The sequence below is a fragment of the Rahnella sp. WP5 genome, assembly GCF_000745615.1.
GTDB lineage: Bacteria > Pseudomonadota > Gammaproteobacteria > Enterobacterales > Enterobacteriaceae > Rahnella > Rahnella aceris.
In genome coordinates this window covers 600,179-624,411 of record NZ_KN050721.1, presented here as the reverse complement: position 1 = coordinate 624,411, position 24,233 = coordinate 600,179, and the positions used below count along the sequence as shown (strand labels likewise).

The window sequence follows — 24,233 nt, the reverse complement described above, 5'->3', positions numbered from 1 at the left end:
TTTTTATATTCAATTCAACACACAATATAAACTCTTTGCTCAACTTGAAATCATTCATAAACAAACCAATAATATTGAAGAAATGATGAAAAAAATATTATAGAAATTTTCGACTTCAATCCAAGTTCGTTCTTTTAGTCAAAAAAGTTGATACCAAATATTACCGATATGATTAATAGTACTTGCAAACTGCAACGCTCCGTATTCGTGAGCAAGTACTATTAACCGGTGATGTAGATTATCACAAGAAAATCTAATTTTTAATTACTTTACTAAGTCTCTTTATAGAGTTGTTTCACCCTGCTTCTTATGCCGTACTTCTTTCGTTCCAAGCGTCGGTATATTGAATGTTGCCATCAACATACTTCCAAGTGATTTTTTCATAACGAAGTGCAACGTTTTCCATATGGCCTGTGCCCGGACAGCCACGGGTATCGTGCATCATTGGAGTTACCGAAATGACTTTTACAGTTTCAAGCAAAATGTTGAAGTACTCGACTTCCCGCCCTGCATCGTTGATGCAATACCATTTGATTTCGGCAGAGTGTAAGGTTTGGCCAGTACCCACTGCCTTGTATAAGTAAGGACTTGATGAGTCGATTTCCTTATCAAACTGGAAAGGGGCATGTTGTCGAGTGCCTGTTAGCTTCCCTGTGTTGCTATCAGTGGGGATACTCAGGTTATGGTGAATCGACCTTAGTTCTATGCTTCCTTCACGATCCTTTACATCAGATGAACCACGGATATTTGCACCGCCATCGTCTTTAAGCCATAAGTGAACTGGTACAGCCATTGATTTAGCTCCTTGCTAATCGTACAACCATTTACCGGCTTTTGCCGACTCTATCAACATACCAATAGTAAAATCTGGTACTTGAACTGGAATTACTTTTTTGAATGGATTCCAAGAAACACGTACATCTGGGTAATAGGTTTCAGTACTATAATTACCTTTTTCAACATTGAACTTTGCAAAGTACTCATTCATTAAATCATCAATTTCATACTCATCAATGCTTAGGTCAGTATCGAGATCTGTATCAGGTGTTAGTTCTACTTTTTTAATATTGAACAGATATGTACCGGCATAAGGTCGGATGAAGTCATAGATTTGTTGTTCAACGTTGTCTACCATAATTTATCATGTTCCCTTGCTATCATGTTGTAATCACGAATTGACTTGTAAGTGATTTCAGAAACATCAGCAGCAAGTACAATAATACCTAGTAAGGGAATACTCCGGCCTACAAATGGGGCTATATTACGTACCATGACTCGTCTTGTTGTCCAAGGTGTATATCCCCCTAACCAAGTTGGTAGCGAGATTCCAAAAGGAAATTTCGACTTCTTAAAGACAGTACGTGCTGCTTTAGATGCGTATGAAGTACCTTTAGTTGTCCCCATTGGTTTCGCTCTGGTTGATTGATCATTTCTGCCAGAAAGTATTGCAACTATAGCTCCGAAATCTACGATACCTAATCCAAATTGATCTACTGTATGTTCGCAGAAGATCATAAAAAGCATCTGACCAGCAGTTAAATTTGACTTACCCGCATAAAAGTAAGTTCCATTTAATTCTTCAACCGTATCCATACCTTCCCCTTATACGTGACGTCTAAAGAGTATACAACTGATTAGAATTATTAAACATTAAAAAGAGCATACGAAATATCTGAATTTACGTTCCTTCGTGATTTAGAACATTCAATAAAGTCTTTCTCTAATCATAAAATTTCTATTATTTTGTTATGATGACCAATATTGTCACCCTTCTGCATTCATTAGTGATTTGATGTTATCAATACTATCTTGTAGTTCTTTTAGTTGAGCATCAGATTTATCATTGCTTCCATATGCATCTATAAATTCCGTGAGGCTGTTTAAATCTGTCTGTAGTGCTACGAGATCTGTTACTAATAAATCGTCTGTAAAGTTGTCTACGTAGCTTGTATTAGCCATTAGATAATCAGTACGTGGTTCTGCTTAAGTTTCTTCTTACATTTTATTTCTTTATAAGTTTTTGTAAAATTCTGAGGTAGCACGTAGTCCATCCTTTTTATTCAAATATGTGTAACTTGCCGTGCTTCACTTCTGTTCTTTATATTTAGTCATAGGGTCCCTGATTACTTCCCTGAGTTCATTACCTATTGGTGGACTATCACTTAGTGCGGATTTTTTGATAGTGTTATAAAGTCCGTTTGACTTCATTCCTTCTTTCTTTCTTCCAATTCGGTTTTCTTTTCTTCTTCTTTGAAACGTCCGAGTTCCCCCTTAGTGAAGTTGTGTCCCTCATAGGCTGACTTCCCTAAATCACTTTCCAGCAATTCGTAATCATTTGGGTCAAGCTCATAACCCAAGCCAGCAGTTAGGGATGCCTCAGAAAGAAAATCCATTACAGTGTTAATCTGACGCTCAATCCCATAACCCGCTTGCTGCTGCAAGCTACTGATACGAGTGTATAAATAAGACTTAATTTTTTTTATCGCCATTTTTTTTACCCTCGACAAACTTGGTCTATCCTTCACTAATCATACAAAATGATCACAGGAGAAAGTATGTCATTATACGCAACGCTTGAAGAAGCTATTGATGCCGCCCGCGAAGAGTTCCTTGAAGCCGCGCAGGATAGGATCCATGACGACGAAGAGCCAGTTCCGGACCAGTTTAATCTGCAGAAATACATCATGCAGGATGGCGATGTGATGTGGCAGGCGGAATTCCTCAGCGGTGAAGGGGATTCCATCGAAGCGCTGACGTTCCGCAGCGGTGCGGCGGCGCAGGCTATCTTTGATGAGGACTATGATCAGATAGAACTCGAAGAAGAATGGCAGGAAGAAGCCACGTTGTATGAATGGGATGAAGGTGAATACCAGCATGAACCGCCGCTGGATACTGAAGAAGGTAAAGCGGCAGCTGAAGAATGGGACGATGAAGACGAGTATCCGGGTCGTGATATTGATTAAGTTATTTTATTCGTAAGGCCCGTGGCGGGCGTCAACCGGCAGCATGAAAGTGTCGACAATCATCGACAGCGGAACATCGATGACGGTGACATAACGCCACGGACTGTCCCGCAAATCCCACTGCACACCGGGATAATACTGGTTGCCATGCCCCTGTCCCGGCACAGTCCGGCTGATAATACTGCCGCATCCGGTCAGTACCGTCGCCAGTAACGCCAGCACGCATCCGCGAAAAATAACCCGATTAATCACTCACCCAACCTGTCGATTCAATTCAAAAGAGGCACATTCAGAAGCGCTGAACAGCGCTGTCAGCTTATCATGCACAGCGCCTGCCTTATGTTAAGGCGAGGTAAAATTCCTGCATGACCTGCTAAAGAGTAACCCGTCTTTCATCACAAAGAAAACGGGCAGTATGTTTTCACATACTGCCCGTTTTTTTATTCACTCCATGTCATTTTCAGGCGGGTTTAACTTCCAGCGTCTGAGTGACAGGGAATGCCTGCGCATTGCGAGGTAATTGCTGGTAGTAAGCACTCCATGTCTGCTGATCAGGTTGCGTCCACACCGCAGAGTGTAAACGCGCCATCAGCACCGGATCGCTCAGCAGAATCAGACGATCCGCCTTGCCCAGATCCTTAGGACCGGTTTTCAGCGCATGCTCCAGATGGGCACGACGGCCGTTTTCTACCGTTTCACGCAACAGGTGACGGGATGTTGCCATCGCCGTTGCCAGTGCGTTGAAGCCCGGATCGAAGACCGCATGCATAAAGCCATTTTGCAGCTTACGCGAACGGTTCAGCGCCAGGTATTCCTCGGTAGCCACCAGTTCACGCGGAGGATCGTATTCTTCCGGGATCAGGAACAGCTTGGCCTTCTTACTCTTAATCCCCAGCGTTGCACGGCTCGACAGCACAGAGACGATTGGCGACAGGATCAGGGAGAATACGATTGGCGCAAGCCACCACAGGAAACGCAAGTCCAGCCACGCCATACCGGCAGCCCAGACCGCACCCAGCAACAACTGAGAACCATGGCGTTTAAAGGCTTCGCCCCACGGAGTATCGTCGTCATCACGCTGCGGTGAGTTCCAGACCACTTCCCAACCCAGGAACGCGCTGACCACGAAGACGGTGTGGAACAACATACGTACCGGCGCCAGTAATACTGAGAACAGCATTTCGAGGAACATGGAAATCAGCAGACGGAATGCACCACCAAACTGTTTCGCCCCCTTCGCCCAAATCAGCACGATACTCAGCAGTTTTGGCAGGAACAGCAACACCATGGTGGTCGAGAACAAGGCTATCGCCAGTTCAGGACGCCACTGCGGCCACACAGGGAACAGCTGACGGGGTTGCAGGAAATACTGCGGTTCCATCAGCGTGTGCACGACCTGTAATGCTGTAGATAAAGCCAGGAACGTAAACCATAACGGCGCGGACAGATAAGACATCACGCCGGTCAGGAACACCGCACGGTGAACCGGATGCATCCCTTTCACCAGGAACAGGCGGAAGTTCATCAGGTTACCGTGGCACCAGCGACGGTCGCGTTTCAGCTCGTCGAGCAGGTTCGGTGGCAACTCTTCATAACTGCCCGGCAGATCATAAGCAATCCACACGCCCCAGCCCGCACGACGCATCAATGCCGCTTCCACAAAGTCATGAGACATGATGGAACCGGCGAAGGAACCTTCACCGGGCAATGGCGCAAGCGCACAATGCTCAATGAACGGTTTCACGCGGATAATGGCGTTATGGCCCCAGTAGTGGGATTCGCCCAACTGCCAGAAATGCAGACCGGCGGTAAACAACGGACCGTAAACACGGGTCGCAAACTGCTGGCAACGTGCATACAGCGTATCCATGCCTGACGCTTTTGGCGCAGACTGGATAATACCGGCGTTCGGGTTGGCATCCATCAGACGGGCCAGGCCGGTCAGACATTCGCCACTCATGACGCTGTCAGCATCGAGAATAACCATATAGGCATATTCCCCGCCCCAGCGACGGCACCAGTCATCAATGTTACCGCTTTTACGTTTCACACGACGACGACGACGGCGATAGAAAATACGTCCGTGACCTTCAACGTCGCGGCACACTTCCATCCAGGCTTTTTGTTCCGCTACGCAGATATCCGGATCGTAACTGTCGCTCAGCACGTAGATATCAAACTGATCCAAATCACCTGTCGCTTTAACCGATTCATACGTTGCACGCAGACCCGCGAAAACGCGCTCCACGTCTTCGTTACAAATCGGCATGATCAACGCGGTACGGTTGTTCGGATTCAGCGGCTCATTACCTTTCGTCGAGGCGGTAATGCTGTATTTGTCCCGACCGATGAGCAATTGTAAAAAGCCCATCAATGCCGTCCAGAAACCGGCCGACACCCAACAGAACAGAATGGCGAACAGCACCAGGATCCCGGTCTGTAAAACGTAAGGCAGCAATTGCAGAACCGACTGTTGCCAGTCCTGATTGAGCATATCGCTTGGATCGATGAGCGCCCAGCCCTGATACGGCAGAATGGTTTTCATGTACCAGGTCGCGATCGCCGTCTGCACCAGCATCAGAACCAGCAGGATATAGCGACGCACGGAACCGGCGTGACGCCAGCGCTTTTCTGACTCGGGCATATCTGATGTAGAGTGACGCGAAACCGCGCTGCGCCCCATCATATTGTCCCAGAAACGCCCGACCGGGTTGGTGCGCCAGACATCAGGGAACATGCTGGAACGTTTAACCGGTGGCATGGCGCTGGCAATCGTACGCCCTTCGTTATCGACTTCGTCTAACGAGCCCTTTTCAAGGGCATCAGGCCAGCTTGCGCCGACGCGGGCTTTCACTGACACCAATGGCGCATCAGGATCGGCCGCATCAGTTGTGGTCGAGGCATCACCGCCTAAACGGTGATGTACGGTAGCAAAAGCCTGCCCCGGCTCAGCGGGAAGCTGCTGAGAGAGCGCCGCTTTCTGTTCATCAGTAAGCGGCAAAGCTTCTACATAATCTTGAGTAGAGTGCATTGACTTATTCATTTGCAGGCAGCTGATAGCTCCAGGTTTCACTCAGAGTTTTGTCGCCATTGGCCAGAGAAGCGCGCATTTCGATCGCCTTCTTAGGATCCTTCACTTTCAGGCGCAGCGTCAGACGCCAGCCCTTCGTTACAGGATTATAGCGTACGGAGTTTTCAACCAGATCACCGTTGTCGCCCACGCTGACCTGAGACACGACTGGCGTGTCGCTCTTCAGCGCTTTCAGGTTTGGACCGACGAAGTCGACGAGGAAAGCAACGCTGCCATCTGGCTCACGGATCAGATTCGACTGTTTCACATCCCCGGTAGAGCGCATGGTGCGTTCAACCCACGCCAGATCAGGAGAATGCAATTTCTCTTCTTCACGGGTGAAATGTAAACGATAGTTCAGGCTGAGCGGTTTGCCTGCATCGGGTAACTGATCAGGGGTCCAGAAGGCGACGATATTATCGTTGGTTTCATCCGCCGTCGGGATTTCCACCAGTTCAACTTTCCCTTTACCCCAGTCACCTTTGGTCTCAACCCAACCGCTTGGACGCAGGTCATAACGGTCGTCCAGGTCTTCGAAGTTAGAGAAACTGCGGCCACGTTGCAGCAGCCCGAAGCCTTTCGGGTTCTCCATCGAGAACTGGCTGACGGCAAGGTGTTTCGGATTGTTCAGCGGACGCCAGATCCATTCACCGTTACCGGCGTGAATAGACAGGCCGTTGGAATCATGCAGCGCCGGACGGTAGTTCAGCACCGGCGAAGGCTGGTTTGCGCCAAACAGGAACATGCTGGTTAACGGAGCCACACCCAGTTTGCCGACTTTATCGCGCAGATAAACCTGAGACTGCACATCGACAGTGGCTTCTTTACCCGGATAAACGTCCAGACGATAAGCACCGGTCGCACGCGGAGAATCCAGCAAGGCGTAAATGACTAAATGCTTTTCATCCGGATTAGGACGTTCGATCCAGAACTCACGAAAACGTGGGAACTCTTCGCCGGAAGCCAGCGCGGTGTCGATCGCCAGACCACGGGCAGACAAGCCATAAACCTGGCCTTTACCGATGACACGGAAGTAGCTGGCACCCAGCACACTCATAATCTCATCATCTTTGTCGGCTTTATTGATGGGATAAAGCACTTTGAAGCCGGCAAAACCGAGGTTTTTCACTGAGTCAGCGTCATGCTTGACGTTGCCAAAGTTGAAGTAGTCCGGGCTGTATTTAATTTCTTTGACTGAATCAGCCGTTACTTCGTTGATTTTCACCGGAGTGTCGAAGTACATACCCTGATGGTAAAACTCAAGCTTGAAAGGCGTATTCAGGTTTTTCCAGTACGCTTTGTCATGATTGAATTGAATTTGTTGGTAGTCTGCGAATTTGAGATCGCGGAACTGAGACGGAAGATTGCTTTTCGGCGCTTCGTAACCTTTATCGGCTAACGCCTTCGCTTGTTTGGCAACATCATCTATAGAAAAAGCCCAGGCAGATGAGGTGAACATGGTCATCAACACTGCGGCACTTAGCAAACGGACTTTGATCATACGTGACCCTATGGAAAAATTTTTATCCGACACCTTGTCTCCTTTACGCGCGCTTCATTCATTTACTGTAACTATTTTAAGGGAAGTGTCAGGTTTCCGACAACTTGAGCAGTCGATGGTTCATCCATTGATGAACCGTTTAAGCGCAACAGGGTACAAGGATATCAATTCGATGAAACTCCGGCTATGGAAACTTGTCCTATAACAAAGCATGTTTTAAGGTTAGAAACTAAACTAATGTCAACGATGGTCATTTTTGCTTACGTGCAAAATTAGCCTTAAAGACAAATTACGCTCTAAAATTAGGATGAGCTACTTACAACGGATACGTAATGACACAGCCAAAACCACAACGTGAGTTTTTCTTAGACTCCATCCGCGCATATTTGATGCTGCTGGGTATTCCTTTCCATATATCATTGATTTACTCCAGTCATATCTGGGCGGTAAACAGTGCAATACCCTCTGACGGCCTGACAATATTTAATGATGTTATTCACGCCTTCCGTATGCAGGTGTTCTTTGTTATCTCGGGCTATTTTTCTTATATGCTGTATGAGCGCTATGACCCGCAGCAGTGGCTGAAGGTGCGTCTGGAGCGGGTTGCCATCCCGCTGGCGGCGGCCTTCCCGCTGATCACGATTCCGCAGCTCTATTTCCTGATGAAATTCACCAGTAAGTTTTCTGACTGGAATAATATGGATTTTTATCAGAGAATTAATGTGACCGTATGGGAACTGGTCTCGCATTTATGGTTCCTGTTAACCCTGGTTATTCTCACCAGCATTTGCTTTTACCTCTTCAAATTTATTAAAGAAATTAAGAATAGTCGTATTCAAATAATAAAAAGCCGTACAAATAGCTTAGGAAAAATCTCAATTATATTTCTTTTTATCGGTTTAATTTACGCGGCATTTAACAGAAGCCTGTATCTTTTTGCACCAAATTTACTTTCCAACGGCGCGTTTAATTTCATCGTCATGCAAACGTTGTTTTATCTGCCATTTTTCATCCTGGGTGCACTTGCTTATAAATTCTCCTGGCTGAAAGAACTGTTTCTGAAACCCTCCGCGACCGCCGGGGTAGTCAGCATTTTCCTGTTCGCCGCTTACATGTTCAATCAACATGTCAATACGCCACAGCTGTACTCAATGGAAATCGATGCCATCATCACTACCCTGCTCGGGTTCCTGATGGTCAATGTGGTGTTTTCATTCAGCCATTATTTACTGAATTTCCAGGCGCCATGGATCACCTATCTGGTGAACTCGTCCTTGTTTATCTATCTGATCCACCATCCTTTAACGCTGATTTACGGTGCGTTCATTACACCGAAAATTCACAGCGACTGGCTGGGATTCTGGCTGGGGCTGGTGTTTGTATTCGGTATCGCCTTTTTGCTGTATGAAGTGCATAAGCGCATCCCGATCCTGCGGTTCCTGTTCTCTGGCAAACCACAGCATCCGGCTAAAAAGAATTCAACCGACGCGAATCCGCCGCAAAATCAGGCTTCCTGATACGCGAACATTGACCCCATACAAAGTCAGCGACATGAAAAAGGCGATCTCCGGAGTCGCCTTTTTGTTTCAAAATTTGTTATTCAGCGCGATGTGATATCAATTGTCGGGATCACAGACATCCCGACTTTCAGACGCTTCGCATCGGGCTGATTACTGTCGAGCACAATTTTAACCGCCAGACGCTGTACAACTTTAGTGTAATTGCCGGTCGCATTGTCCGGCGAAATAGGCGAAAACGTCACGCCGGTGGCAGGCGAAATGCTGTCCACCTTCCCTTTCAGGGTCACACCCGGCAACGCATCCACCTTAATCTCAACCGGCTGATGCGGCTGCACATCACCCAGTTGTGTCTCAAGGTAGTTCGCCACAATGTAAGCGTTTTTCAGCGGCACCACGGCCAGAACGCGTGCTCCTGCAGCCACATATCCGCCGATACGCAACGAGCGCTGCCCGACCACGCCATCCACCGGCGCCGTAATTTCGGTATAAGAAAGATTCAGCTTCGCCTGTGCCAGCGCCGTTGCGGCTGAATCGATTGCAGCTTTCGCTTCTGCCTGTTCCGCTTTCAGTACATCAACCTGCTTTTCAGCGCCCAGAGCTGCGGCCATATCACTCTGCTGCGCAGCCAGTTTTGAACGTAAATTGGCATCAGACTCATCACGTGCATCGGCCGTGCCGGAGCCATTTTGCAGCAGGCGTTTATAACGGTCAGCACTCTGGCGCGCATAAGCAATACTGGCCGCATCAGCATTAACCAGTGCCCGGGCCTGCAAGATAGTCTGTTGTTGTTTCGCCAGTTGCGCGGTCAGGCTGAGCATCTGCGCATTAGCGGTTTCCAGATTTGCTTCTGCCGTCAGTACCGCATTGCGGTAATCACGATCGTCGATTCGGGCAAGTACATCACCGGCTTTCACCATCTGGTTATCCTGCACGTAAACATCCGCAATCGTGCCGGAAATCCGCGGCGCGACCAGCGTGGAATCTGCAGAAACAAAGGCATCGTCGGTAACGGGTAGAGTGCTCTTGCCGAGTATCCACAAGGCGATGACAACCAGAAATATCACTACCACAGCGGCACACAGCCAGCTCAGGCGGACAGGTGAGGTTTTTATCATGATGTTGTTCTCTCGTACTTTTCGGAGTGGAATACTACGGTTAATAGTGATGTGATACTCAGGGGCGTTTAACCAGAGACTGAGGCGGATATGTGCGTTTAGGCAAAATGGCGACCAGCAATATCAGGGAGAGTGCCAGCCCGATGATCACCATGTAGGCGTCCGATATTCCCAGCACCAGCGCCTGCTGTCTCACCCCTTGAGAAAACCGGGTGAGGACTTCTGTCGAAATCGCTGCGCCACCGCTGTTCAGCGGGGCCAGAAAGCTGCTGTCGCCACCATAAGGCTGGGAGAGCAGATAGCTCACGCTACCGGCGTGATTGAGCAAAACATTGGAATGGAATTGCTCGCGGTGGCTGACAAAAACAGCCAGCAAAGAACCGCCCATCACGCTGCCCAAACCGCGGGTGGTGTTAAACATCGCGGAGGCAAAAGGCCCTTCCGGTGGCTGTACAACACTGGTTGCACTCATCAGGATCGGCAGGACCGCCATCGGTTGTCCGAAAGCCTGCATAACCTGGATCAGATAGAAATTATCGCGCGCCCAGGCACCGGTAAGCTGTGTTCCCCAGTAACAGGAAAAGCCCACCAACCCTAATCCGCAGACAAGCACCCAGCGGCTGTCTATCCAGCGCATGGTCAGCACAAAAGCGATCAACGGGGCGAGTAATAGCTGCGGTAAACCGATAGTCAGCGCCAGCGGTCCGACCTGTATGGCACGAAATCCGCCAACCTGCTCCATATAACTGGCGGGTAACGCGGAGCCCGATAAGAAGAGAAACATCAGAGCGAACAGCGTGATTAAGCCGTGCGTCAGATTATGTCTTCTCAGCATTTGTAATTTGAACAATGGCAACGGGTGATACCATTCGTTGACCAGGAAAACCGTCAGCAAGCCAAGCGCCGTGAAAAACATCAGCGTAATCAGCGGCGAGCTGAACCAGTCGAGGCGTTCTCCCTGCTGCAAGGCCAGCACCAGCAGCGTTACCCCGCCCGTGCCAGTCAGCATACCGACGACATCCATTTGCCGGAAACGCTCAAAACGCGGCGGATCCTGCGGTAATCCGTAGCCAATCATCACTACCGCCAGCAGACACGGTGGGATCACCTGCCAGAACACCCACTCCCAGCCGACATAATCGGTCCAGATGGCCGCCAGTGAAGTCGCCATATTGGGCCCGAAAGTCGCCGTCAGCGCATAAGCACTCAGACCGTATAACTTGTATTGCGGCGGCATAAAACGCAGGGCGGACGTCATCAGTAACGGCGGCAAAGCACCACCGAACACGCCCTGAACTGCGCGCAGTGCAATGAATACCGGCAGATTCGGGGTGTACGGCAAAATAGCGGCGATAAGAACAAAACCCAGCGTGACGAACACGGTGAAACGACGCAGTGAAAAGGTCATGGCAAACCACGGTGCCAGCATCATTGCGGAGACTTCCGCCGCCTGATAGGCACCAATCAGCCATGAGCCCTCATCTGTGCTGATGCTGAGTGCGCCACGAACATCGGCAAGCGCAATGTCAGTAACACGGTCGTTAAGGCCAGAACACAATGAGGCGATTAAAACTCCCAGTAACCCGATAACCAGCCTTAACGTAAAAGGGGGCGGCACGGGCAGTGCAGCAACAGGCGCCATTGCGATTGTCTGATTCATCGTTAACTCCACCGCTTTATCATGGCGGCGATAGGAAGAAGGCAGGTTTTGTGTCGCAGAAGTGCAAAATAAGCGACCTGCATCACAAATATTTCGATGCATTGCACCACATTGTGATACACACGGAAATACTATAATACGATGCACTGTATTGCAATGTGATTAAAAATTGTTTTTCACCCGTTGAGCCATTACATTGACCACTCAGGTTTATGGACAGGATCACGCACGGAGATAAAGGAGAAATCATGGCTCAGGACAATCCGGCAGACGAAGAACGCAGCGGTGGGATTCAGGTGATCTCGCGGGCGGCCACCATACTCAATTCGCTGGGAAAACATCCGCAGGGAATGAGTCTCGGTGCCATTGCCAATGAAGTGGATTTACCACGTTCGACTGTACAGCGCATCGTCGCCGCACTGGCCGAAGAAGGGCTGGTTCGCTCAGAAGGTAGCGGCGGTGTACGGCTTGGCCCGACGCTTCTGAAACTCGTTTCAACGGTCCATACCGATGTCATCGCCATCGCCTCCCCATTTCTGCGTCAGCTTTGCGACAACACACAGGAAACGGTGTCGCTCGGGCGGGCAAGTGGTCGGCAGATCGCCAACATTCACAGCATTGTGGCCGAGCGGGAACTGCGCGTGGTGCCGCGCGTCGGCCTGAATCTGCCCATTTACAGCACATCGAGCGGCCGTGCCCTGCTGTCGCTAAAAACCGATGAAGAGATCCGCATTATTGTCGGGGATGTGCTGGAGCCCGCCACGGAAAATACCGTGCGTACCCTTGACTCACTGCTGGAAAAAATCGCCAGTGTGCGGGAAAGCGGAATTGCGATGGAAGAGGGAGAAACGGTAAACGGCGTTACCACGCTGGCTATCGCAATAGATACAATTTTAGGCCGTTACTCGGTATCGGTACTTTTCCCTACCGCCCGGCAGGCAGCCAAAGAGTCGCAAATCCGTGAAGCGTTGCTGGAATGCAAACATGCCCTGATTGGCGAAATTGGTAAATTGGATGAAACCCAGGTATCCGGTGGAAAATAAAGAAAGAAAGGAATTGCCATGTTTGATGTCATTTTGTTAGCCGTAGACGGCTCAAAGCAATCCCTTCTCGTGATTGATCTCGCCCGCCAGCTGGCAAAGGGACGAGCTTCAACGGTTTTCGTCACCTGCTGCATTGACGAGTCTTACGCACTGGAAAATAACGGCGATGTTCCCGGTGAAATTGTCAGCTACCCGCCGGCAGAAGAAGAGCAAAACACCGCACGCGCCGTGGTCGGGCATGCGCTGGAAATTTTGTCGCAAGCAGGGATCAATGCGAAAGGCAATCTGATCGTCGGTCCGGCCGGAGAAGCGCTGGTGGCTGAAGCTGAAAGAATCAATGCCTCGGTGATTGTCATCGGCCACCGTCAGCTTTCAGCGTTTGGACGGATGATGAAAGGCTCGGTCAGTGCGGAAGTGATCGCGGCCGCCCCTTGCCCGGTTATGGTTGAAGTTCGCGGTAATTAATATTTCTGATGCCAGACGACAAAAAGCGCCCTCAGGCGCTTTTTCAGACGGATAAAGAACAGCAATAACGAAGCGGATTATTTAATGTTTATCAGTCCCATGGATTTTGCCCAATCTGAGATGTGATCCCGATAAAAGAAAGTGATGTCCAGTTCCAGTGAACATTCCTTTGATGGCGTCACACTGCCTAAACACGGATATTCCAGCGGACGATATTCAAAAAGGAAATCATCCATTTCCTCATCAGTCATCAACTTATCGCCTTCTATTTTATCCTGATAGAAATAGGCATCCAGCATCCAGGCGCGGTATTCAAAATCATTTTTAATCAATTGCATAGGGATAATCTCGCTAAATGACATGTTACATATCTGACAGGGCTTTCCCCTGTATGACGGCCTGTTTCATCAGATATGTGTCGTATTCGAGCCATCCATTGCCGATTTCATAACAAGAAATTAACATATTAATGACCGTTAGCAAGCTGCAATTACTCTTAAAAAATTTTTTTCCAAACTCACCTGCGCTCAATAGAATGAAAAAACATCTTTATATAATTCAAGTAAATGAATCACATTATTTGCATTCATAAAGTAATTAATTAGGAGAGAATTATTAATAGCGGGGGAGAGAATGTGGAAGGAACAGAACTGACATTGGGGATGCTTTTGCATCGCCACTGCCAACCCTGTTCCCAAAATCTTTTTAACGTCTGCCATTCAACTCATCAAACTTTCGTTACCAGCGGCCCGGAGGAGGTGGACCTTCGCGCCAGTGTCCCGGAGGGCCATCACGCCAGTGCCCAGGAGGGCCATCGCGCCAGTAGCCGGGTGGCGGACCTTCATGCCAGTGCTCATGATGCCAGTAGCGTGGCGGCGGCGGGGCCGGTTCGTAATAAACCCAGTGCCCGCGGCCTTCATCACGATAATGCTGGTCCCACCAACCCGGTGGACGCCAGTCACCACCATCCCAATAGTATCCGCGGTCGTCACGGTCTCCGATATGCAGTGACAACCCTGGCATATTAACGCCAAGCTCGACGTTCGCCTGTGCGACAGCTGGCAAAGTTAGCAAAACGGCGAGAACTAAAATTAGTTTTTTCATTGTGAACCTCACGACCTGCTTATCAGGTGGTGACAAAGTACCCCCAGCTATCTTCCTGTTCTATAGGAATTTATCCCAAAAAAAAGCCCTTAACGTAACCCTTACATTTGCGTCAATCCACCACCTCGTCCAACCAGGCGCAACGCTATGGCTGCAAAGGAAATTCAGTTCAACATTGCAAAGCCGTTATAAATGACAGATACAAAAAAACCGCCGAAGCGGTTTTCTTTTTGCTGCTTTGTTGTGCAAAATCAGATTTTGCAGCCTTCGCAGTCACTTTCGTCCTGAACGGCTTCAGGCACTTCTGCTGCTTTTTCAGCTGCTTTCACTTCGGCAGTTTCCAGTGCAGCATCAATGTCAAAATCAAAAATATCGTCGCTCATTCTCATCACCTTAAATGTTCAAAATCGCGTTCAGTATAAACGACAGACCCTGCCAGGCGCCGGTTTTTTTGTGCCCTGCTGCTGCCGCATTTGCATAAAGTGCATCGGGAAACCATAGTTATAGTGAATGCAACGGTGTAACAGAGACACCTTTATGAATATGAAATCAACATGAGGAGAACCGGATGACGACGTCAAACATCAAAGCGTGGGCAAATACCCGTGAAACCTCTCACGAAATCGCCGAGGCCATTTTCGAACTGGCGAATAACGACGAGACGCTGGCACAGAAAATCTGGGAAGAAGGTAACGACGAAGTATTGCCTATCGCGTTCGCCAAGACCAAAGAAGACCATTTGTTCTGGGGCGAAGAGAAAATTGATCGGCAAAATGTCTGATAGCCACAGCGTGAACGGCTGACAGCCCTGAGTCAGACTTAGGGCTGAATCTGCATTAAACCGGCCTGGCAGTTAGCTGTCGAAGCCAAATCCCATTTTATGCGCCCACTCAAAGATTTGCTCTTTGTAGAAAAAACGCGGCTCACACACCCCCGGTTCGCCTGGTGTCTGGATCATCACAGCGACGCACGGATAAGCCACCGGACGGGCGTCAAAGATAAAGTCATCCACTTCCTGATCGGCAAACTCAGAGGTTTCGCCTACCGCACTCGCCTGGAATATTTCATCCATTATCCACTGACGGTATTCAAATTCGTTGCTGATAAATTTCATCATTTACCTCTGCCTGGCTTTTACTCTGCTTGCGGTCATTGCCGGGTTAAATCAATGGTGTAAGGCGTCGCCGCCACAGCAAGGGCACACTTCGGCGCGCGTTACGGACATTTGCGCACTGCCGTCGCAGTCCCATTCTACTCTCAACGGTTTGCCGTTATCGTGTACGACTTTGATGAAACGATCAAAATGTGCAGCCTGCCCGGTCATCGTTTCGGTGACTAACAGTTCATCGCCCGCATAAATACGTGCAGTAGCTTGCGTGTCCTGTTTTTCACCCGAAATGATTTTGTGCAGATGGTGAATGGTAAGTTTGATTCGTTCCACTATAGCTCCTGTCACGGCTCAACATCATTTTCTCGTTTAAACACATTCACGAAAATGATGCCCAGCCGCTATTTTATCAGAGCATGCAGGGTAACGTCATGGCCTGATGCCATGTTTAGAGGGGTTAAGAGTGAGCTAACTGTGCTGTTCCGGTGCTATCTGGCAAATGGCGTTCCAGCCGGGCCAGATCGTAAACATCATAGAAATCCACAAAACCTTTGTGTCGGACAATGGATTCAATGCGGTTTTTGATGTGCTCGCTGACATCAGGGGCGCTGAGTATTTGCTTCACGGCATCAGCAGAAAGCTCGCGGCTGAAATACCATTCGCCGTTATAACAAACGCGTAAATCAAGCACCCCGATATCTTCGTAGCGATAAACTGGCTTAATTTCCAGCAGCAGCATCGCGGACATAAAGATCAGGAAAGCCGTAAATCCGATAAACCAGCCGAGTCCCATATAAGGTGAAACGTACATGACGATGCCCACGGCGATATACCCGACCAGCATAGCCAGACATAACCAGGGATGGTTTATAAAGAACTCAGCATTGATCCGCGCTTTACCATCGCGCCCTTCCTGACGATTGATGCGATCAATTTCACTGTTTAATACGTTTTTGATTACGTCCATCTCATACCTCATTGCGTCACGACTATAATGCAATCTGATTACATAATTTTATCACGACAACTGTTATAGCGCGTAGAGCAGTTCACCGGCGTTAATGGGTAAACTGTTATAGTTTGGCATTTGCACCTTACTCAACATGGAACCCGTTCAATGCATGTCAGATAAAAGGAGATCATCGTGGCATTATTAATTGTAGAGAGACCGGCCAAAAAGCTGGTGAGCTACCGGGTGGTTGGCCCCTATCAGGAGTCAATCCACAGTGGTTTTCAGCAACTGATGAAATGGGCTGCACGGCATCATCAGCCGCAAAACGAATGGCTGACGTGGTTTCATGATAATCCTGACACCACACCGGCAGAAGCTTTGCGTGCTGATCCGTCGGTGTGTGTAGCCGATAATTTTATTCTCGATGATGCAGAAGGACTGGCGTTGCAAACGCTGCCGGGAGGCACGTATGCGGCGTATCACACCACGATCACAGACGGCAATTTTGAAAAGGCCTGGCGGGACTTCTACAGCCAGCTGCTGGCCAGTACGAGCTATCGCCCGGACGGAAAAGCGTGCTTTGAGCACTATCTCAGCGACGGCTCCAAAAATGGCATCTGGGAAGTGGTTTTTTATCAGTCGGTCGAAAAAATCCCGGCAATCCGCTGAAGTGTTAAACCAGCAACGGAATGTCGGAGAGCTCGCAGAAATCGACATAAGCCTGTGGTGGTTCAGCGTCGCTGACCACCACATTAAAACGCGCAAGCGGCGCGATGGCTGCGGGCCTGACCTGATCAAATTTGCTGCTGTCAGCGACGAGAATGCTCTGCGCTGAGCGTTCTATGGCCTGATGTTTCATCAGTAATTCATCAAAATTAAAGCAGGTCACACCGTGTTCAATACTGACGCCCGCAGCGGAAATAAAGGCTTTCGCCGGGCGGATAAAGTCGAGTTCACTGCTGCGCCCGATAGGCGTAAAAATACTGTTACTGGATTTAAACGCACCGCCGCACAAGATGACTTCACATTGAGGTTTTTCCTGCAGCGCCAGAAACGTATTGAGCGAATAACAAATGGCCGTAAATACCCGGTTATCGGCAATGCTTTCAATTACATAAGGCATTGTCGTGCCACAGTCAAAAAATACCGTATCGTTATCCTGAATAAGACTGGCTGCGCGGGCAGCGAGACGTTGTTTCTCCGCAACATGGCGGGTTTTCTGTTCACTGATAAAGTAGTGCGTCGCCGGATTATTCTTCGGATCAATCACAATATAACCGCCGAGTAAAATTACCGGTGCGGGTGCTGCGCTGAGATCACGGCGGACAGTCATTTCCGAAACATTGAGCAGTAAAGACGCTTCTTTAAGGTGAATTTTGTCGGTCTTTTTTAATGCCAGCAACAGACGCTGAATCCTGTCTTCACGCTTATTTTCCATGATGTTATCCCGTGCCTTCCCGGTTCGCAGCCGCTCACTATACCGTTGCCCGTCAGTCACCGCAAACCCCGGTAACGCCTGACATTACTGCAGCTGAATAAGCGTCAGATAACCGCCAAATACAGCGCCCGTATCAATATAAAACTGATTGGCAAACTGCATTGCATGTTCAACCGGCGTGTGACCGAAATAAAATTCATCAGCGCCAGCTATCGGTTGAAAGCGACCCGCCAGCGCAGAATTCACACGATCACGATCCCAGATAACCTCATCACCATCCATTCGCTTATCGAACACATATTCATTGGAAAGGTAATCAGCATGGGCCACTACGATGCGCCTGCCCTCACGGTTCGTCAGTTCGAGAATATGTGGCAGCGTGTCAGCCTGTAAAATCAGCGCTTTCGCCTCTTCTTGTTTGTCATGTTCAAGAGCATAAAACCAGTCGCCGCCATTACGTAACCAGCGCGGGATATTCTCTTCGTTCATGGCATCAATCGCCATCTGCTCGTGATTTCCGCGAACACAAGCAAACCAGGATTCATTGAGCAGTTGCAAACAACCGACACTGTCAGGCCCGCGATCGGCAAGATCCCCCACAGATAACAGCAGATCGCGGTGGGGATCGAAAGACACTTTCGCCAGCTTTTCCCTAAGTAAACTCAGGCAACCATGCAAATCGCCAACAATATAAATGTGTCTGTATATTGAACAATCAATACGCTGGTACAGAGCAGGAGTCATACTTCGCAAAAATCCATAATCAGGATGAATACCTTAAGTGTAATGCAAGATGATAATGAGGAAAGCGGAGAAAATCGGGAGAAGACTTTACTCTCTCATCAGCGGCTTATGCGCTCTCTACACTGAGTTGACGCTGAAATCCACTGATAATTAAATTATCGTTAAGTAACTGACGCCTTTTTGTGCTAGACTACTGCCCGCTCTAAGTAAAACCGGAGGTTTTATGAGTTCCACAGTTTTAAGCGCTCAAGACGAGTGTCCGTTATGTCAAAGCAGGAATAAGACGTCGGTTAATATGTCGGCGAAAATTGTTACTGTGACCTGCACTTCGTGTGGCCGCTACAGTATCTTCCGCAAAACCATGGAAGAGATTTCAATCGACAGGAAGAAACGCGTTGCCCTGCAGGCGTTTTTCACCAGCCAGCCTAACTACCATTTGCCGCTATCAATCAGGGCATTGAGCAACACTGATTCATCGGGTGAATTCTGACCCTAAAAACGCCCCTCGGGGCTGTTTTAATTCCTGATTTTCTTCATCCCTTTTACTCAACAACCGACATTGTGTTCAGAGCACCTCATTCTGGCTGAGGTTGCGTGCGCGAAGGATGTTATTGAAGAAACACTTAAGGCCCCTGTTGCAGGTGGCCTTTTTTATTGCATCTGGATTACGCGAATTTCAGGCATAAAAAAACCACCCGAAGGTGGCTATAACGACATTACTACTTTATTGCTTTTGATTATTCAGCTAATTTTCCCATGGTACCCGGGACGAGACTTGAACTCGTACAGCCATAAGCCGAGGGATTTTAAATCCCTTGTGTCTACCGATTCCACCACCCGGGCTCCGGGAAAATTGGAGGCGCGTTCCGGAGTCGAACCGGACTAGGCGGATTTGCAATCCGCTACATAACCGCTTTGTTAACGCGCCTTAAATCTTACTACTTGTCTTACACTTAAACCAATTCACGAACCAGTTTAAGAAAATTTGGAGCGGGAAACGAGACTCGAACTCGCGACCCCGACCTTGGCAAGGTCGTGCTCTACCAACTGAGCTATTCCCGCTTTAATCAGAACGTACTGATTTTTTTAACTAATCTTCCGGCACAAGACTGGCTGCCTTCCGATGCGTTGCATTCTACTGACCTGACGGATTGAGTCAATAAAATTATCTGCTTCATGCGTTCGTTTGACGTTTTTTACGGCAGTTTGATCAGGGTTCCAGCAAATCATGGCGTGCAGCGTTGAGATATTGGAACATTGACCAGAAAGTCAGCACTGCAGCAATATAAAGTGCAACCACGCCAACCCAGACCACAATAGCATCAGGACGCCACAACAGCGCGACCAGCGACAGCATCTGCGCCGTGGTTTTCACTTTCCCGATCCATGAAACCGCCACACTGCTGCGTTTTCCAATCTCAGCCATCCACTCACGTAGCGCGGAAATAATGATTTCGCGGGCAATCATGGTCGCGGCCGGTAACGTAATCCACCAGGAGTGAAAATATTCAGCCACCAGCACCAGCGCGATCGCCACCATCACTTTATCGGCTACCGGATCAAGGAATGCACCGAAACGCGTCGTTTGCTTCCAGCGGCGTGCCAGATAGCCATCAAACCAGTCGGTCACGGCAGCAAAAACGAAAATCAACGCACAGACCATTGATGCCCATGGATAAGGCAGATAAAAGGCCAGCACGAAGAACGGTATCAGTACAACGCGGAACAGGGTGAGGCACGTAGGTATATTAAATTGCATAGCGAAGGTAACTGTTTGTCCGGTGTGGATATTATGAGTATGTTGCTACATTGCCTTTAGTGTTTCAACGCATTATGAATCTTTTCTGCCAATGCGATAGAAATACCCGGTACCTGTGCAATTTCCTCTACGCTGGCATTCAGTAATGGCTGAATGCCTCCCATGTATTTCAGTAAAACCTGACGCCGCTTCGGCCCGACGCCTTCAATTTCTTCCAGCGCACTGGTCGTACGGACTTTCGCACGTCTCTGCCGGTGGCCGGTAATCGCATGGTTATGCGAGTCATCACGAATATGCTGGATGACATGCAACGCTGGCGAATCAGCGGGTAACGCAATCCCTTCACCTTCCGGCACAAAGAACAGCGTTTCGAGCCCGGCCTTACGATCCGCACCTTTCGCGATACCAATCAGTAAAGGTTTGGATTTGTCCCACTCCACATTCAGCGAATGAAACACATCCAGCGCCATGCCGAGTTGCCCTTTGCCGCCATCAATAAAGATAACGTCAGGAATTTTATTGTCATCGAGCGTCTTACCATAGCGACGCTGCAATACCTGCGCCATCGCCGCGTAATCATCGCCGGGCGTAATGCCGGTAATGTTGTAGCGTCGGTATTCAGAACGCACCGGGCCATTGCCGTCAAAAACCACGCAGGAAGCGACTGTCTGCTCGCCCATAGTATGGCTGATGTCGAAGCATTCCATACGGTTAATTTCCGCAAGATTCAGTGTTTTTGCCAGTTCAGACAGCCGCTGATGGATTGTCGACTGCTGCGCCAGTTTGGTCGTCAGTGCAGCAGAGGCATTGGTGCGCGCCAGTTTCAGATAACGGGCACGGTCGCCCCGCGGCTTACTCTGGATTTGCACTTTGCGCCCGGCCAGTTCGCTGAGCGAATCGGCCAGCAGATCTTTTTCCGCCAGACTGAAATCCAGCAGAATTTCGCCGGGCAGTGTCCGTTGCTGACTGCCCTGCAAATAGAATTGTCCAACGAAGGTCTGCACCACTTCGCCCAGATCGGTGCCGCCTGGTACTTTCGGGAAATAACTGCGGCTGCCCAGCACTTTGCCCTGACGGATAAACAGAACGTGCAGACATGCCATACCTGACTCGAAGCCCACGCCGATCACATCCAGATCTTCGCTGTTACCCGACACGAACTGACGCTCTGTCACGCGGCGTACAGCCTGAATTTGATCTCTTATCCGCCCGGCATCTTCGAAGCGCAGCGCTTTACTGGCTTCTTCCATGCGGTTTACGAGCTGTGTGACAACCTGCTGGTCTTTACCGGACAGGAAAAGGCGAACGTATTCCACCTGATCTTTATAATCTTCCTCACTCACCAGCCCTTTGACACACGGCCCCAGACAGCGACCAATCTGATATTGCAGACAAGGGCGCGAACGGTTGCTGTATACGCTGTTTTCACACTGGCGGATCGGGAAAAGTTTTTGCAGCAGCGCCAGTGTTTCGCGCACGGCATAGGAATTAGGAAAAGGCCCGAAATACTCGCCTTTGGCGTGCTTAGCACCGCGGTGAACTGAAAGTCTTGGATGATTATCCGCGCTGAGGAAGATCTGCGGATACGACTTATCATCGCGTAACAATACGTTATAACGCGGCTGATAAAGTTTGATGTAATTATGTTCGAGGAGCAGCGCTTCGGTTTCCGTGTGGGTCACCGTCACATCGATTTGCGCGATGTTTTTGACCAGCGTTTCGGTTTTGCGGCTGGAAACCTGGACGCGAAAATAACTCGAAAGACGTTTTTTGAGGTCTTTGGCTTTACCTACGTAGATTACGGTGCCGCTGGCGTCATACATTCTGTAGACGCCAGGCTGGCTGGTGACCGTTTTCAAAAAGGCTTTTGGGTCGAAACGCTCATCACTCACTGCCGGATAAAGTCTCCGTATTGAACAAACCGTGCCGGATTGCCAGATGTGTTAACTCAACATCACCGCTGATATTTAATTTACTAAACATCCGATAACGATAACTGTTAACTGTCTTCGGGCTCAAGTTCAGCTGTTCAGAAATTTCATTGACCTTTTGTCCCTTAGTGATCATCAGCATGATCTGTAGTTCACGCTCGGATAAGGAATCAAAAGGCGTTTCAGATTGCGGTTCAATCTGGCTCAGTGCCATTTGCTGAGCAATGTCGGAGGCAATATAACGCTGACCCGAATCAACCAGACGGATAGCATTGACCACTTCCTGTGGAGCTGCGCCTTTGCTCAGGTAACCGGAAGCCCCCGCCTGCATCACTTTGGCCGGTAGCGGGTTTTCAGTATAGATCGTTAACATGATGATCTTGATATCTGGCGAAAAGCGGACAATTTTCTTGGTCGCTTCAAGCCCGCCAATACCTGGCATGTTCATATCCATCAGGACAATATCAACGTCATTGGTCCGACACCATTTGACGGCATCTTCACCGCATTGCGCCTCACCAACAACTTTGATGCCTTTGATATCTTCAAGAATGCGTCGGATCCCTGCGCGCACCAGTTCGTGGTCATCAACAAGAAGAACGCTTATCAAAGAGAATTCTCCAAAAAATAAGGGCAACACACCGTCAGGGACTTCACGCTTGTCTTACGTAAACCTACGTATCGAACATTAAAAATTTGCTCTCAGACAGCTTATAAATGAAGAGAAGGTGGCAAATAAGAGGCCAATATCAACTAACTCGCCCCACTACCGCTCATCGGTAGTATTTTTAAAGCAGAAAGACACAGTTATTTATTATAGCCCGAGTATTTTACTCTATCAGACGTTCCTGACCAAGGAATGTCTGCAAAAAACTACTTTGCTGAATGTAAATGAGAAGTACCACCAACTGTATTAATAAATTATTAAAAATACGTGTCTAATCAAAGATCAAGCAGAAAAATCTGCGGTTTCTTTTAAGCGGTAAGTAAATAACTCCAGGCCCTTACTCATATCTGAAACTCTCTTTACGCCATGCTGGCTATTTAAGCGTCAGCACTGTCACTTCATATATCTATGATATATCCAATTATTATTTGCGATCGCACGAATTGATGATGGCTTATATGAATAAGTCTGCACATAAAGATGAAAAATTCTCAATCCCCCATTATGTTTAGTATTCTTTACTCATTGTCCGGAAACACTATATGCAGACGCTTAACCTCCCGTTTTAAGCGGCCATTCTGGCCCTGCCCTAAAACGTGCCAACTATGCTAAAATGCGGCCACTTTTCACCTGTTCAGAATTCGGTGCGCTGCCTGACAGCTTGCCTGAGGGGATACAAATAATGAGTAATTGCGATTTTACGACTGAAGCAAACGTTGAAACACTGGCAACAGAAGTTGCCTGCCTGAAAGCCACCCTGACCCTGATCCTCAAAGCGATTGGCCAGGCTGATGCAGGTAAAGTGATGCTGAACATGGAGCGTTTTGTCGCGCAGATGGAAGATGAACAGCAGGCTGCCGTGTTCAAAAATTCCCTGCAGCAAATCAAGTTTGCTTACCGTCAGTAATGCTATTTCAGAGTCTGTCATCCTGACAGGCTCTGCCTCTCTCCGCCCGGTTATTCCCCGCAATGTCTGCTATAATCATGCCCTGCATTCATTCAATGAGGACATAAGCATGAGCGACGAAAAGAATAAAGAAAACAAAAGCAAAGCCGACGAAGTCCATGTCAGTGACGGGCTGGGAGAACTGTTTGAAGTTTCTGAACAACTGACGGAAGAAGAAATTGAAAAAGCGGCAGAAGAAGCCAAACAAGCCGTAGAAGACGCCAAAAAACAGAAAAATCATTGATCA

Annotated in this window: 30 protein-coding genes and 3 tRNA genes; 9 read left to right on the top strand and 24 right to left on the bottom strand. The window is 48.7% G+C overall.

Features of this window, described 5'->3' with window-relative positions:
- Nucleotides 1-307: 307 nt before the first annotated feature.
- The 5 genes from EX31_RS24290 to EX31_RS24270 form a co-directional block, all read right to left on the bottom strand.
- A complete protein-coding gene (locus tag EX31_RS24290; RefSeq protein WP_037037298.1) occupies nt 308-793 on the bottom strand; it encodes an Hcp family type VI secretion system effector in 486 nt (161 codons plus the stop codon).
- A 15-nt stretch (nt 794-808) separates the two neighbouring features.
- Complete coding sequence (locus EX31_RS24285; protein WP_037037295.1) at nt 809-1,135, bottom strand: DUF1493 family protein; 327 nt, start codon at nt 1,133-1,135, stop codon at nt 809-811.
- Complete coding sequence (locus EX31_RS24280; RefSeq protein ID WP_037037292.1) at nt 1,129-1,593, bottom strand: STM2901 family protein; 465 nt, start codon at nt 1,591-1,593, stop codon at nt 1,129-1,131. Before EX31_RS24280 ends, EX31_RS24285 begins: the two co-directional genes overlap by 7 nt.
- A gap of 171 nt (nt 1,594-1,764) precedes the next feature.
- On the bottom strand, nt 1,765-1,959 hold the full coding sequence (locus EX31_RS24275; RefSeq protein ID WP_037037289.1) for a hypothetical protein: 195 nt from the start codon (nt 1,957-1,959) through the stop codon (nt 1,765-1,767).
- 245 nt (nt 1,960-2,204) lie between these two features.
- Entirely contained in the window at nt 2,205-2,489 is a 285-nt protein-coding gene (locus tag EX31_RS24270; protein ID WP_037037286.1) for a recombinase family protein, read from the bottom strand.
- Between the two features lie 66 nt (nt 2,490-2,555).
- On the opposite strand from EX31_RS24270, the gene EX31_RS24265 reads away from it, so the two are divergent.
- Nucleotides 2,556-2,963: a MysB family protein gene (locus EX31_RS24265; RefSeq protein WP_037037284.1), complete on the top strand. Its 408-nt coding sequence runs from the start codon at nt 2,556-2,558 to the stop codon at nt 2,961-2,963.
- A 6-nt stretch (nt 2,964-2,969) separates the two neighbouring features.
- Here the strand turns inward: EX31_RS24265 and EX31_RS24260 are convergent, their stop codons facing one another.
- The 3 genes from EX31_RS24260 to EX31_RS24250 form a co-directional block, all read right to left on the bottom strand.
- The gene (locus EX31_RS24260) at nt 2,970-3,215 is read right to left on the bottom strand and encodes a YceK/YidQ family lipoprotein (RefSeq protein WP_037037281.1); all 246 of its coding nucleotides are present in this window, start codon (nt 3,213-3,215) and stop codon (nt 2,970-2,972) included.
- Nucleotides 3,216-3,423: 208 nt separating this feature from the next.
- Complete coding sequence (gene mdoH / locus EX31_RS24255) at nt 3,424-6,006, bottom strand: glucans biosynthesis glucosyltransferase MdoH (RefSeq protein ID WP_037037278.1); 2,583 nt, start codon at nt 6,004-6,006, stop codon at nt 3,424-3,426.
- The gene (locus EX31_RS24250) at nt 5,999-7,534 is read right to left on the bottom strand and encodes a glucan biosynthesis protein G (protein WP_013576277.1); all 1,536 of its coding nucleotides are present in this window, start codon (nt 7,532-7,534) and stop codon (nt 5,999-6,001) included. The genes mdoH and EX31_RS24250 overlap by 8 nt, the downstream gene beginning before the upstream one ends.
- A gap of 332 nt (nt 7,535-7,866) precedes the next feature.
- Here EX31_RS24250 and mdoC point away from each other — a divergent pair, with 332 nt between their 5' ends.
- Nucleotides 7,867-9,051 carry a glucans biosynthesis protein MdoC gene (mdoC, locus tag EX31_RS24245; RefSeq protein ID WP_013576278.1) on the top strand — a complete coding sequence of 395 codons (1,185 nt, stop codon included), beginning with the start codon at nt 7,867-7,869 and terminating at the stop codon, nt 9,049-9,051.
- A gap of 83 nt (nt 9,052-9,134) precedes the next feature.
- Here mdoC and EX31_RS24240 read toward each other — a convergent pair whose 3' ends face one another.
- Together EX31_RS24240 and EX31_RS24235 are read right to left on the bottom strand one after the other, a co-directional pair.
- Nucleotides 9,135-10,169 carry an HlyD family secretion protein gene (locus EX31_RS24240; RefSeq protein WP_037037276.1) on the bottom strand — a complete coding sequence of 345 codons (1,035 nt, stop codon included), beginning with the start codon at nt 10,167-10,169 and terminating at the stop codon, nt 9,135-9,137.
- 58 nt (nt 10,170-10,227) lie between these two features.
- Complete coding sequence (locus EX31_RS24235; protein WP_037037273.1) at nt 10,228-11,829, bottom strand: MFS transporter; 1,602 nt, start codon at nt 11,827-11,829, stop codon at nt 10,228-10,230.
- Between the two features lie 248 nt (nt 11,830-12,077).
- Here EX31_RS24235 and EX31_RS24230 point away from each other — a divergent pair, with 248 nt between their 5' ends.
- Nucleotides 12,078-12,872: an IclR family transcriptional regulator gene (locus EX31_RS24230; RefSeq protein WP_037037270.1), complete on the top strand. Its 795-nt coding sequence runs from the start codon at nt 12,078-12,080 to the stop codon at nt 12,870-12,872.
- An 18-nt stretch (nt 12,873-12,890) separates the two neighbouring features.
- Nucleotides 12,891-13,337 carry a universal stress protein gene (locus EX31_RS24225; RefSeq protein WP_013576282.1) on the top strand — a complete coding sequence of 149 codons (447 nt, stop codon included), beginning with the start codon at nt 12,891-12,893 and terminating at the stop codon, nt 13,335-13,337.
- Between the two features lie 77 nt (nt 13,338-13,414).
- Here EX31_RS24225 and EX31_RS24220 read toward each other — a convergent pair whose 3' ends face one another.
- The 3 genes from EX31_RS24220 to EX31_RS26515 form a co-directional block, all read right to left on the bottom strand.
- Complete coding sequence (locus EX31_RS24220) at nt 13,415-13,675, bottom strand: hypothetical protein (RefSeq protein WP_013576283.1); 261 nt, start codon at nt 13,673-13,675, stop codon at nt 13,415-13,417.
- 400 nt (nt 13,676-14,075) lie between these two features.
- The gene (locus EX31_RS25665) at nt 14,076-14,441 is read right to left on the bottom strand and encodes a DUF2502 domain-containing protein (protein ID WP_072012304.1); all 366 of its coding nucleotides are present in this window, start codon (nt 14,439-14,441) and stop codon (nt 14,076-14,078) included.
- 251 nt (nt 14,442-14,692) lie between these two features.
- Entirely contained in the window at nt 14,693-14,824 is a 132-nt protein-coding gene (locus tag EX31_RS26515; protein WP_013576285.1) for a hypothetical protein, read from the bottom strand.
- Nucleotides 14,825-15,009: 185 nt separating this feature from the next.
- On the opposite strand from EX31_RS26515, the gene EX31_RS24210 reads away from it, so the two are divergent.
- Nucleotides 15,010-15,222 carry a YccJ family protein gene (locus tag EX31_RS24210; protein WP_013576286.1) on the top strand — a complete coding sequence of 71 codons (213 nt, stop codon included), beginning with the start codon at nt 15,010-15,012 and terminating at the stop codon, nt 15,220-15,222.
- Nucleotides 15,223-15,294: 72 nt separating this feature from the next.
- Here the strand turns inward: EX31_RS24210 and EX31_RS24205 are convergent, their stop codons facing one another.
- The 3 genes from EX31_RS24205 to EX31_RS24195 form a co-directional block, all read right to left on the bottom strand.
- Complete coding sequence (locus EX31_RS24205; RefSeq protein ID WP_015690199.1) at nt 15,295-15,558, bottom strand: hypothetical protein; 264 nt, start codon at nt 15,556-15,558, stop codon at nt 15,295-15,297.
- A 48-nt stretch (nt 15,559-15,606) separates the two neighbouring features.
- Nucleotides 15,607-15,882 carry a hypothetical protein gene (locus EX31_RS24200; protein WP_013576288.1) on the bottom strand — a complete coding sequence of 92 codons (276 nt, stop codon included), beginning with the start codon at nt 15,880-15,882 and terminating at the stop codon, nt 15,607-15,609.
- Between the two features lie 124 nt (nt 15,883-16,006).
- Entirely contained in the window at nt 16,007-16,516 is a 510-nt protein-coding gene (locus EX31_RS24195) for a YlaC family protein (protein WP_013576289.1), read from the bottom strand.
- Nucleotides 16,517-16,693: 177 nt separating this feature from the next.
- On the opposite strand from EX31_RS24195, the gene EX31_RS24190 reads away from it, so the two are divergent.
- A complete protein-coding gene (locus EX31_RS24190; protein WP_037037262.1) occupies nt 16,694-17,170 on the top strand; it encodes a GyrI-like domain-containing protein in 477 nt (158 codons plus the stop codon).
- A 4-nt stretch (nt 17,171-17,174) separates the two neighbouring features.
- Here EX31_RS24190 and deoR read toward each other — a convergent pair whose 3' ends face one another.
- Both deoR and EX31_RS24180 read right to left on the bottom strand, forming a co-directional pair.
- A complete protein-coding gene (deoR, locus tag EX31_RS24185; protein WP_037037260.1) occupies nt 17,175-17,939 on the bottom strand; it encodes a DNA-binding transcriptional repressor DeoR in 765 nt (254 codons plus the stop codon).
- A gap of 84 nt (nt 17,940-18,023) precedes the next feature.
- Complete coding sequence (locus tag EX31_RS24180) at nt 18,024-18,683, bottom strand: metallophosphoesterase (RefSeq protein ID WP_037037257.1); 660 nt, start codon at nt 18,681-18,683, stop codon at nt 18,024-18,026.
- Between the two features lie 223 nt (nt 18,684-18,906).
- Here EX31_RS24180 and EX31_RS24175 point away from each other — a divergent pair, with 223 nt between their 5' ends.
- Nucleotides 18,907-19,173, top strand: coding sequence for a hypothetical protein (locus tag EX31_RS24175; protein ID WP_013576293.1), 267 nt, complete (start codon nt 18,907-18,909; stop codon nt 19,171-19,173).
- A 267-nt stretch (nt 19,174-19,440) separates the two neighbouring features.
- On the opposite strand, the gene EX31_RS24170 is transcribed toward EX31_RS24175, so the two are convergent.
- The 6 genes from EX31_RS24170 to uvrY form a co-directional block, all read right to left on the bottom strand.
- Nucleotides 19,441-19,526: transfer RNA gene (locus EX31_RS24170), tRNA-Leu, on the bottom strand.
- A gap of 11 nt (nt 19,527-19,537) precedes the next feature.
- Nucleotides 19,538-19,611 (bottom strand) — tRNA-Cys (locus EX31_RS24165).
- Nucleotides 19,612-19,669: 58 nt separating this feature from the next.
- Nucleotides 19,670-19,745: transfer RNA gene (locus EX31_RS24160), tRNA-Gly, on the bottom strand.
- 148 nt (nt 19,746-19,893) lie between these two features.
- Nucleotides 19,894-20,442 carry a CDP-diacylglycerol--glycerol-3-phosphate 3-phosphatidyltransferase gene (gene pgsA / locus EX31_RS24155; RefSeq protein WP_013576294.1) on the bottom strand — a complete coding sequence of 183 codons (549 nt, stop codon included), beginning with the start codon at nt 20,440-20,442 and terminating at the stop codon, nt 19,894-19,896.
- Nucleotides 20,443-20,498: 56 nt separating this feature from the next.
- Complete coding sequence (uvrC, locus tag EX31_RS24150) at nt 20,499-22,334, bottom strand: excinuclease ABC subunit UvrC (protein WP_072012303.1); 1,836 nt, start codon at nt 22,332-22,334, stop codon at nt 20,499-20,501.
- Nucleotides 22,327-22,983 carry a UvrY/SirA/GacA family response regulator transcription factor gene (gene uvrY / locus EX31_RS24145; RefSeq protein WP_013576296.1) on the bottom strand — a complete coding sequence of 219 codons (657 nt, stop codon included), beginning with the start codon at nt 22,981-22,983 and terminating at the stop codon, nt 22,327-22,329. The genes uvrC and uvrY overlap by 8 nt, the downstream gene beginning before the upstream one ends.
- 739 nt (nt 22,984-23,722) lie before the next feature.
- On the opposite strand from uvrY, the gene EX31_RS24140 reads away from it, so the two are divergent.
- Both EX31_RS24140 and EX31_RS26225 read left to right on the top strand, forming a co-directional pair.
- Nucleotides 23,723-23,947 carry a DUF2594 family protein gene (locus tag EX31_RS24140; protein ID WP_037037254.1) on the top strand — a complete coding sequence of 75 codons (225 nt, stop codon included), beginning with the start codon at nt 23,723-23,725 and terminating at the stop codon, nt 23,945-23,947.
- 109 nt (nt 23,948-24,056) lie between these two features.
- Entirely contained in the window at nt 24,057-24,230 is a 174-nt protein-coding gene (locus tag EX31_RS26225) for a hypothetical protein (RefSeq protein WP_162906065.1), read from the top strand.
- The last annotated feature ends 3 nt before the right edge of the window (nt 24,231-24,233 follow it).

What these genes read in the sequence shown, in the direction of transcription:
- EX31_RS24290 (WP_037037298.1), bottom strand. Translation starts at nt 793, where the DNA reads ATGGCTGTACCAGTTCACTTATGGCTTAAAGACGATGGCGGTGCAAAT.
- EX31_RS24285 (WP_037037295.1), bottom strand. Translation starts at nt 1,135, where the DNA reads ATGGTAGACAACGTTGAACAACAAATCTATGACTTCATCCGACCTTAT.
- EX31_RS24280 (WP_037037292.1), bottom strand. Translation starts at nt 1,593, where the DNA reads ATGGATACGGTTGAAGAATTAAATGGAACTTACTTTTATGCGGGTAAG.
- EX31_RS24275 (WP_037037289.1), bottom strand. Translation starts at nt 1,959, where the DNA reads ATGGCTAATACAAGCTACGTAGACAACTTTACAGACGATTTATTAGTA.
- EX31_RS24270 (WP_037037286.1), bottom strand. Translation starts at nt 2,489, where the DNA reads ATGGCGATAAAAAAAATTAAGTCTTATTTATACACTCGTATCAGTAGC.
- EX31_RS24265 (WP_037037284.1), top strand. Translation starts at nt 2,556, where the DNA reads ATGTCATTATACGCAACGCTTGAAGAAGCTATTGATGCCGCCCGCGAA.
- mdoH (WP_037037278.1), bottom strand. Translation starts at nt 6,006, where the DNA reads ATGAATAAGTCAATGCACTCTACTCAAGATTATGTAGAAGCTTTGCCG.
- EX31_RS24250 (WP_013576277.1), bottom strand. Translation starts at nt 7,534, where the DNA reads ATGATCAAAGTCCGTTTGCTAAGTGCCGCAGTGTTGATGACCATGTTC.
- mdoC (WP_013576278.1), top strand. Translation starts at nt 7,867, where the DNA reads ATGACACAGCCAAAACCACAACGTGAGTTTTTCTTAGACTCCATCCGC.
- EX31_RS24240 (WP_037037276.1), bottom strand. Translation starts at nt 10,169, where the DNA reads ATGATAAAAACCTCACCTGTCCGCCTGAGCTGGCTGTGTGCCGCTGTG.
- EX31_RS24235 (WP_037037273.1), bottom strand. Translation starts at nt 11,829, where the DNA reads ATGAATCAGACAATCGCAATGGCGCCTGTTGCTGCACTGCCCGTGCCG.
- EX31_RS24230 (WP_037037270.1), top strand. Translation starts at nt 12,078, where the DNA reads ATGGCTCAGGACAATCCGGCAGACGAAGAACGCAGCGGTGGGATTCAG.
- EX31_RS24225 (WP_013576282.1), top strand. Translation starts at nt 12,891, where the DNA reads ATGTTTGATGTCATTTTGTTAGCCGTAGACGGCTCAAAGCAATCCCTT.
- EX31_RS24220 (WP_013576283.1), bottom strand. Translation starts at nt 13,675, where the DNA reads ATGCAATTGATTAAAAATGATTTTGAATACCGCGCCTGGATGCTGGAT.
- EX31_RS25665 (WP_072012304.1), bottom strand. Translation starts at nt 14,441, where the DNA reads ATGAAAAAACTAATTTTAGTTCTCGCCGTTTTGCTAACTTTGCCAGCT.
- EX31_RS26515 (WP_013576285.1), bottom strand. Translation starts at nt 14,824, where the DNA reads ATGAGCGACGATATTTTTGATTTTGACATTGATGCTGCACTGGAAACT.
- EX31_RS24210 (WP_013576286.1), top strand. Translation starts at nt 15,010, where the DNA reads ATGACGACGTCAAACATCAAAGCGTGGGCAAATACCCGTGAAACCTCT.
- EX31_RS24205 (WP_015690199.1), bottom strand. Translation starts at nt 15,558, where the DNA reads ATGATGAAATTTATCAGCAACGAATTTGAATACCGTCAGTGGATAATG.
- EX31_RS24195 (WP_013576289.1), bottom strand. Translation starts at nt 16,516, where the DNA reads ATGGACGTAATCAAAAACGTATTAAACAGTGAAATTGATCGCATCAAT.
- deoR (WP_037037260.1), bottom strand. Translation starts at nt 17,939, where the DNA reads ATGGAAAATAAGCGTGAAGACAGGATTCAGCGTCTGTTGCTGGCATTA.
- EX31_RS24180 (WP_037037257.1), bottom strand. Translation starts at nt 18,683, where the DNA reads ATGACTCCTGCTCTGTACCAGCGTATTGATTGTTCAATATACAGACAC.
- EX31_RS24175 (WP_013576293.1), top strand. Translation starts at nt 18,907, where the DNA reads ATGAGTTCCACAGTTTTAAGCGCTCAAGACGAGTGTCCGTTATGTCAA.
- pgsA (WP_013576294.1), bottom strand. Translation starts at nt 20,442, where the DNA reads ATGCAATTTAATATACCTACGTGCCTCACCCTGTTCCGCGTTGTACTG.
- EX31_RS24140 (WP_037037254.1), top strand. Translation starts at nt 23,723, where the DNA reads ATGAGTAATTGCGATTTTACGACTGAAGCAAACGTTGAAACACTGGCA.
- EX31_RS26225 (WP_162906065.1), top strand. Translation starts at nt 24,057, where the DNA reads ATGAGCGACGAAAAGAATAAAGAAAACAAAAGCAAAGCCGACGAAGTC.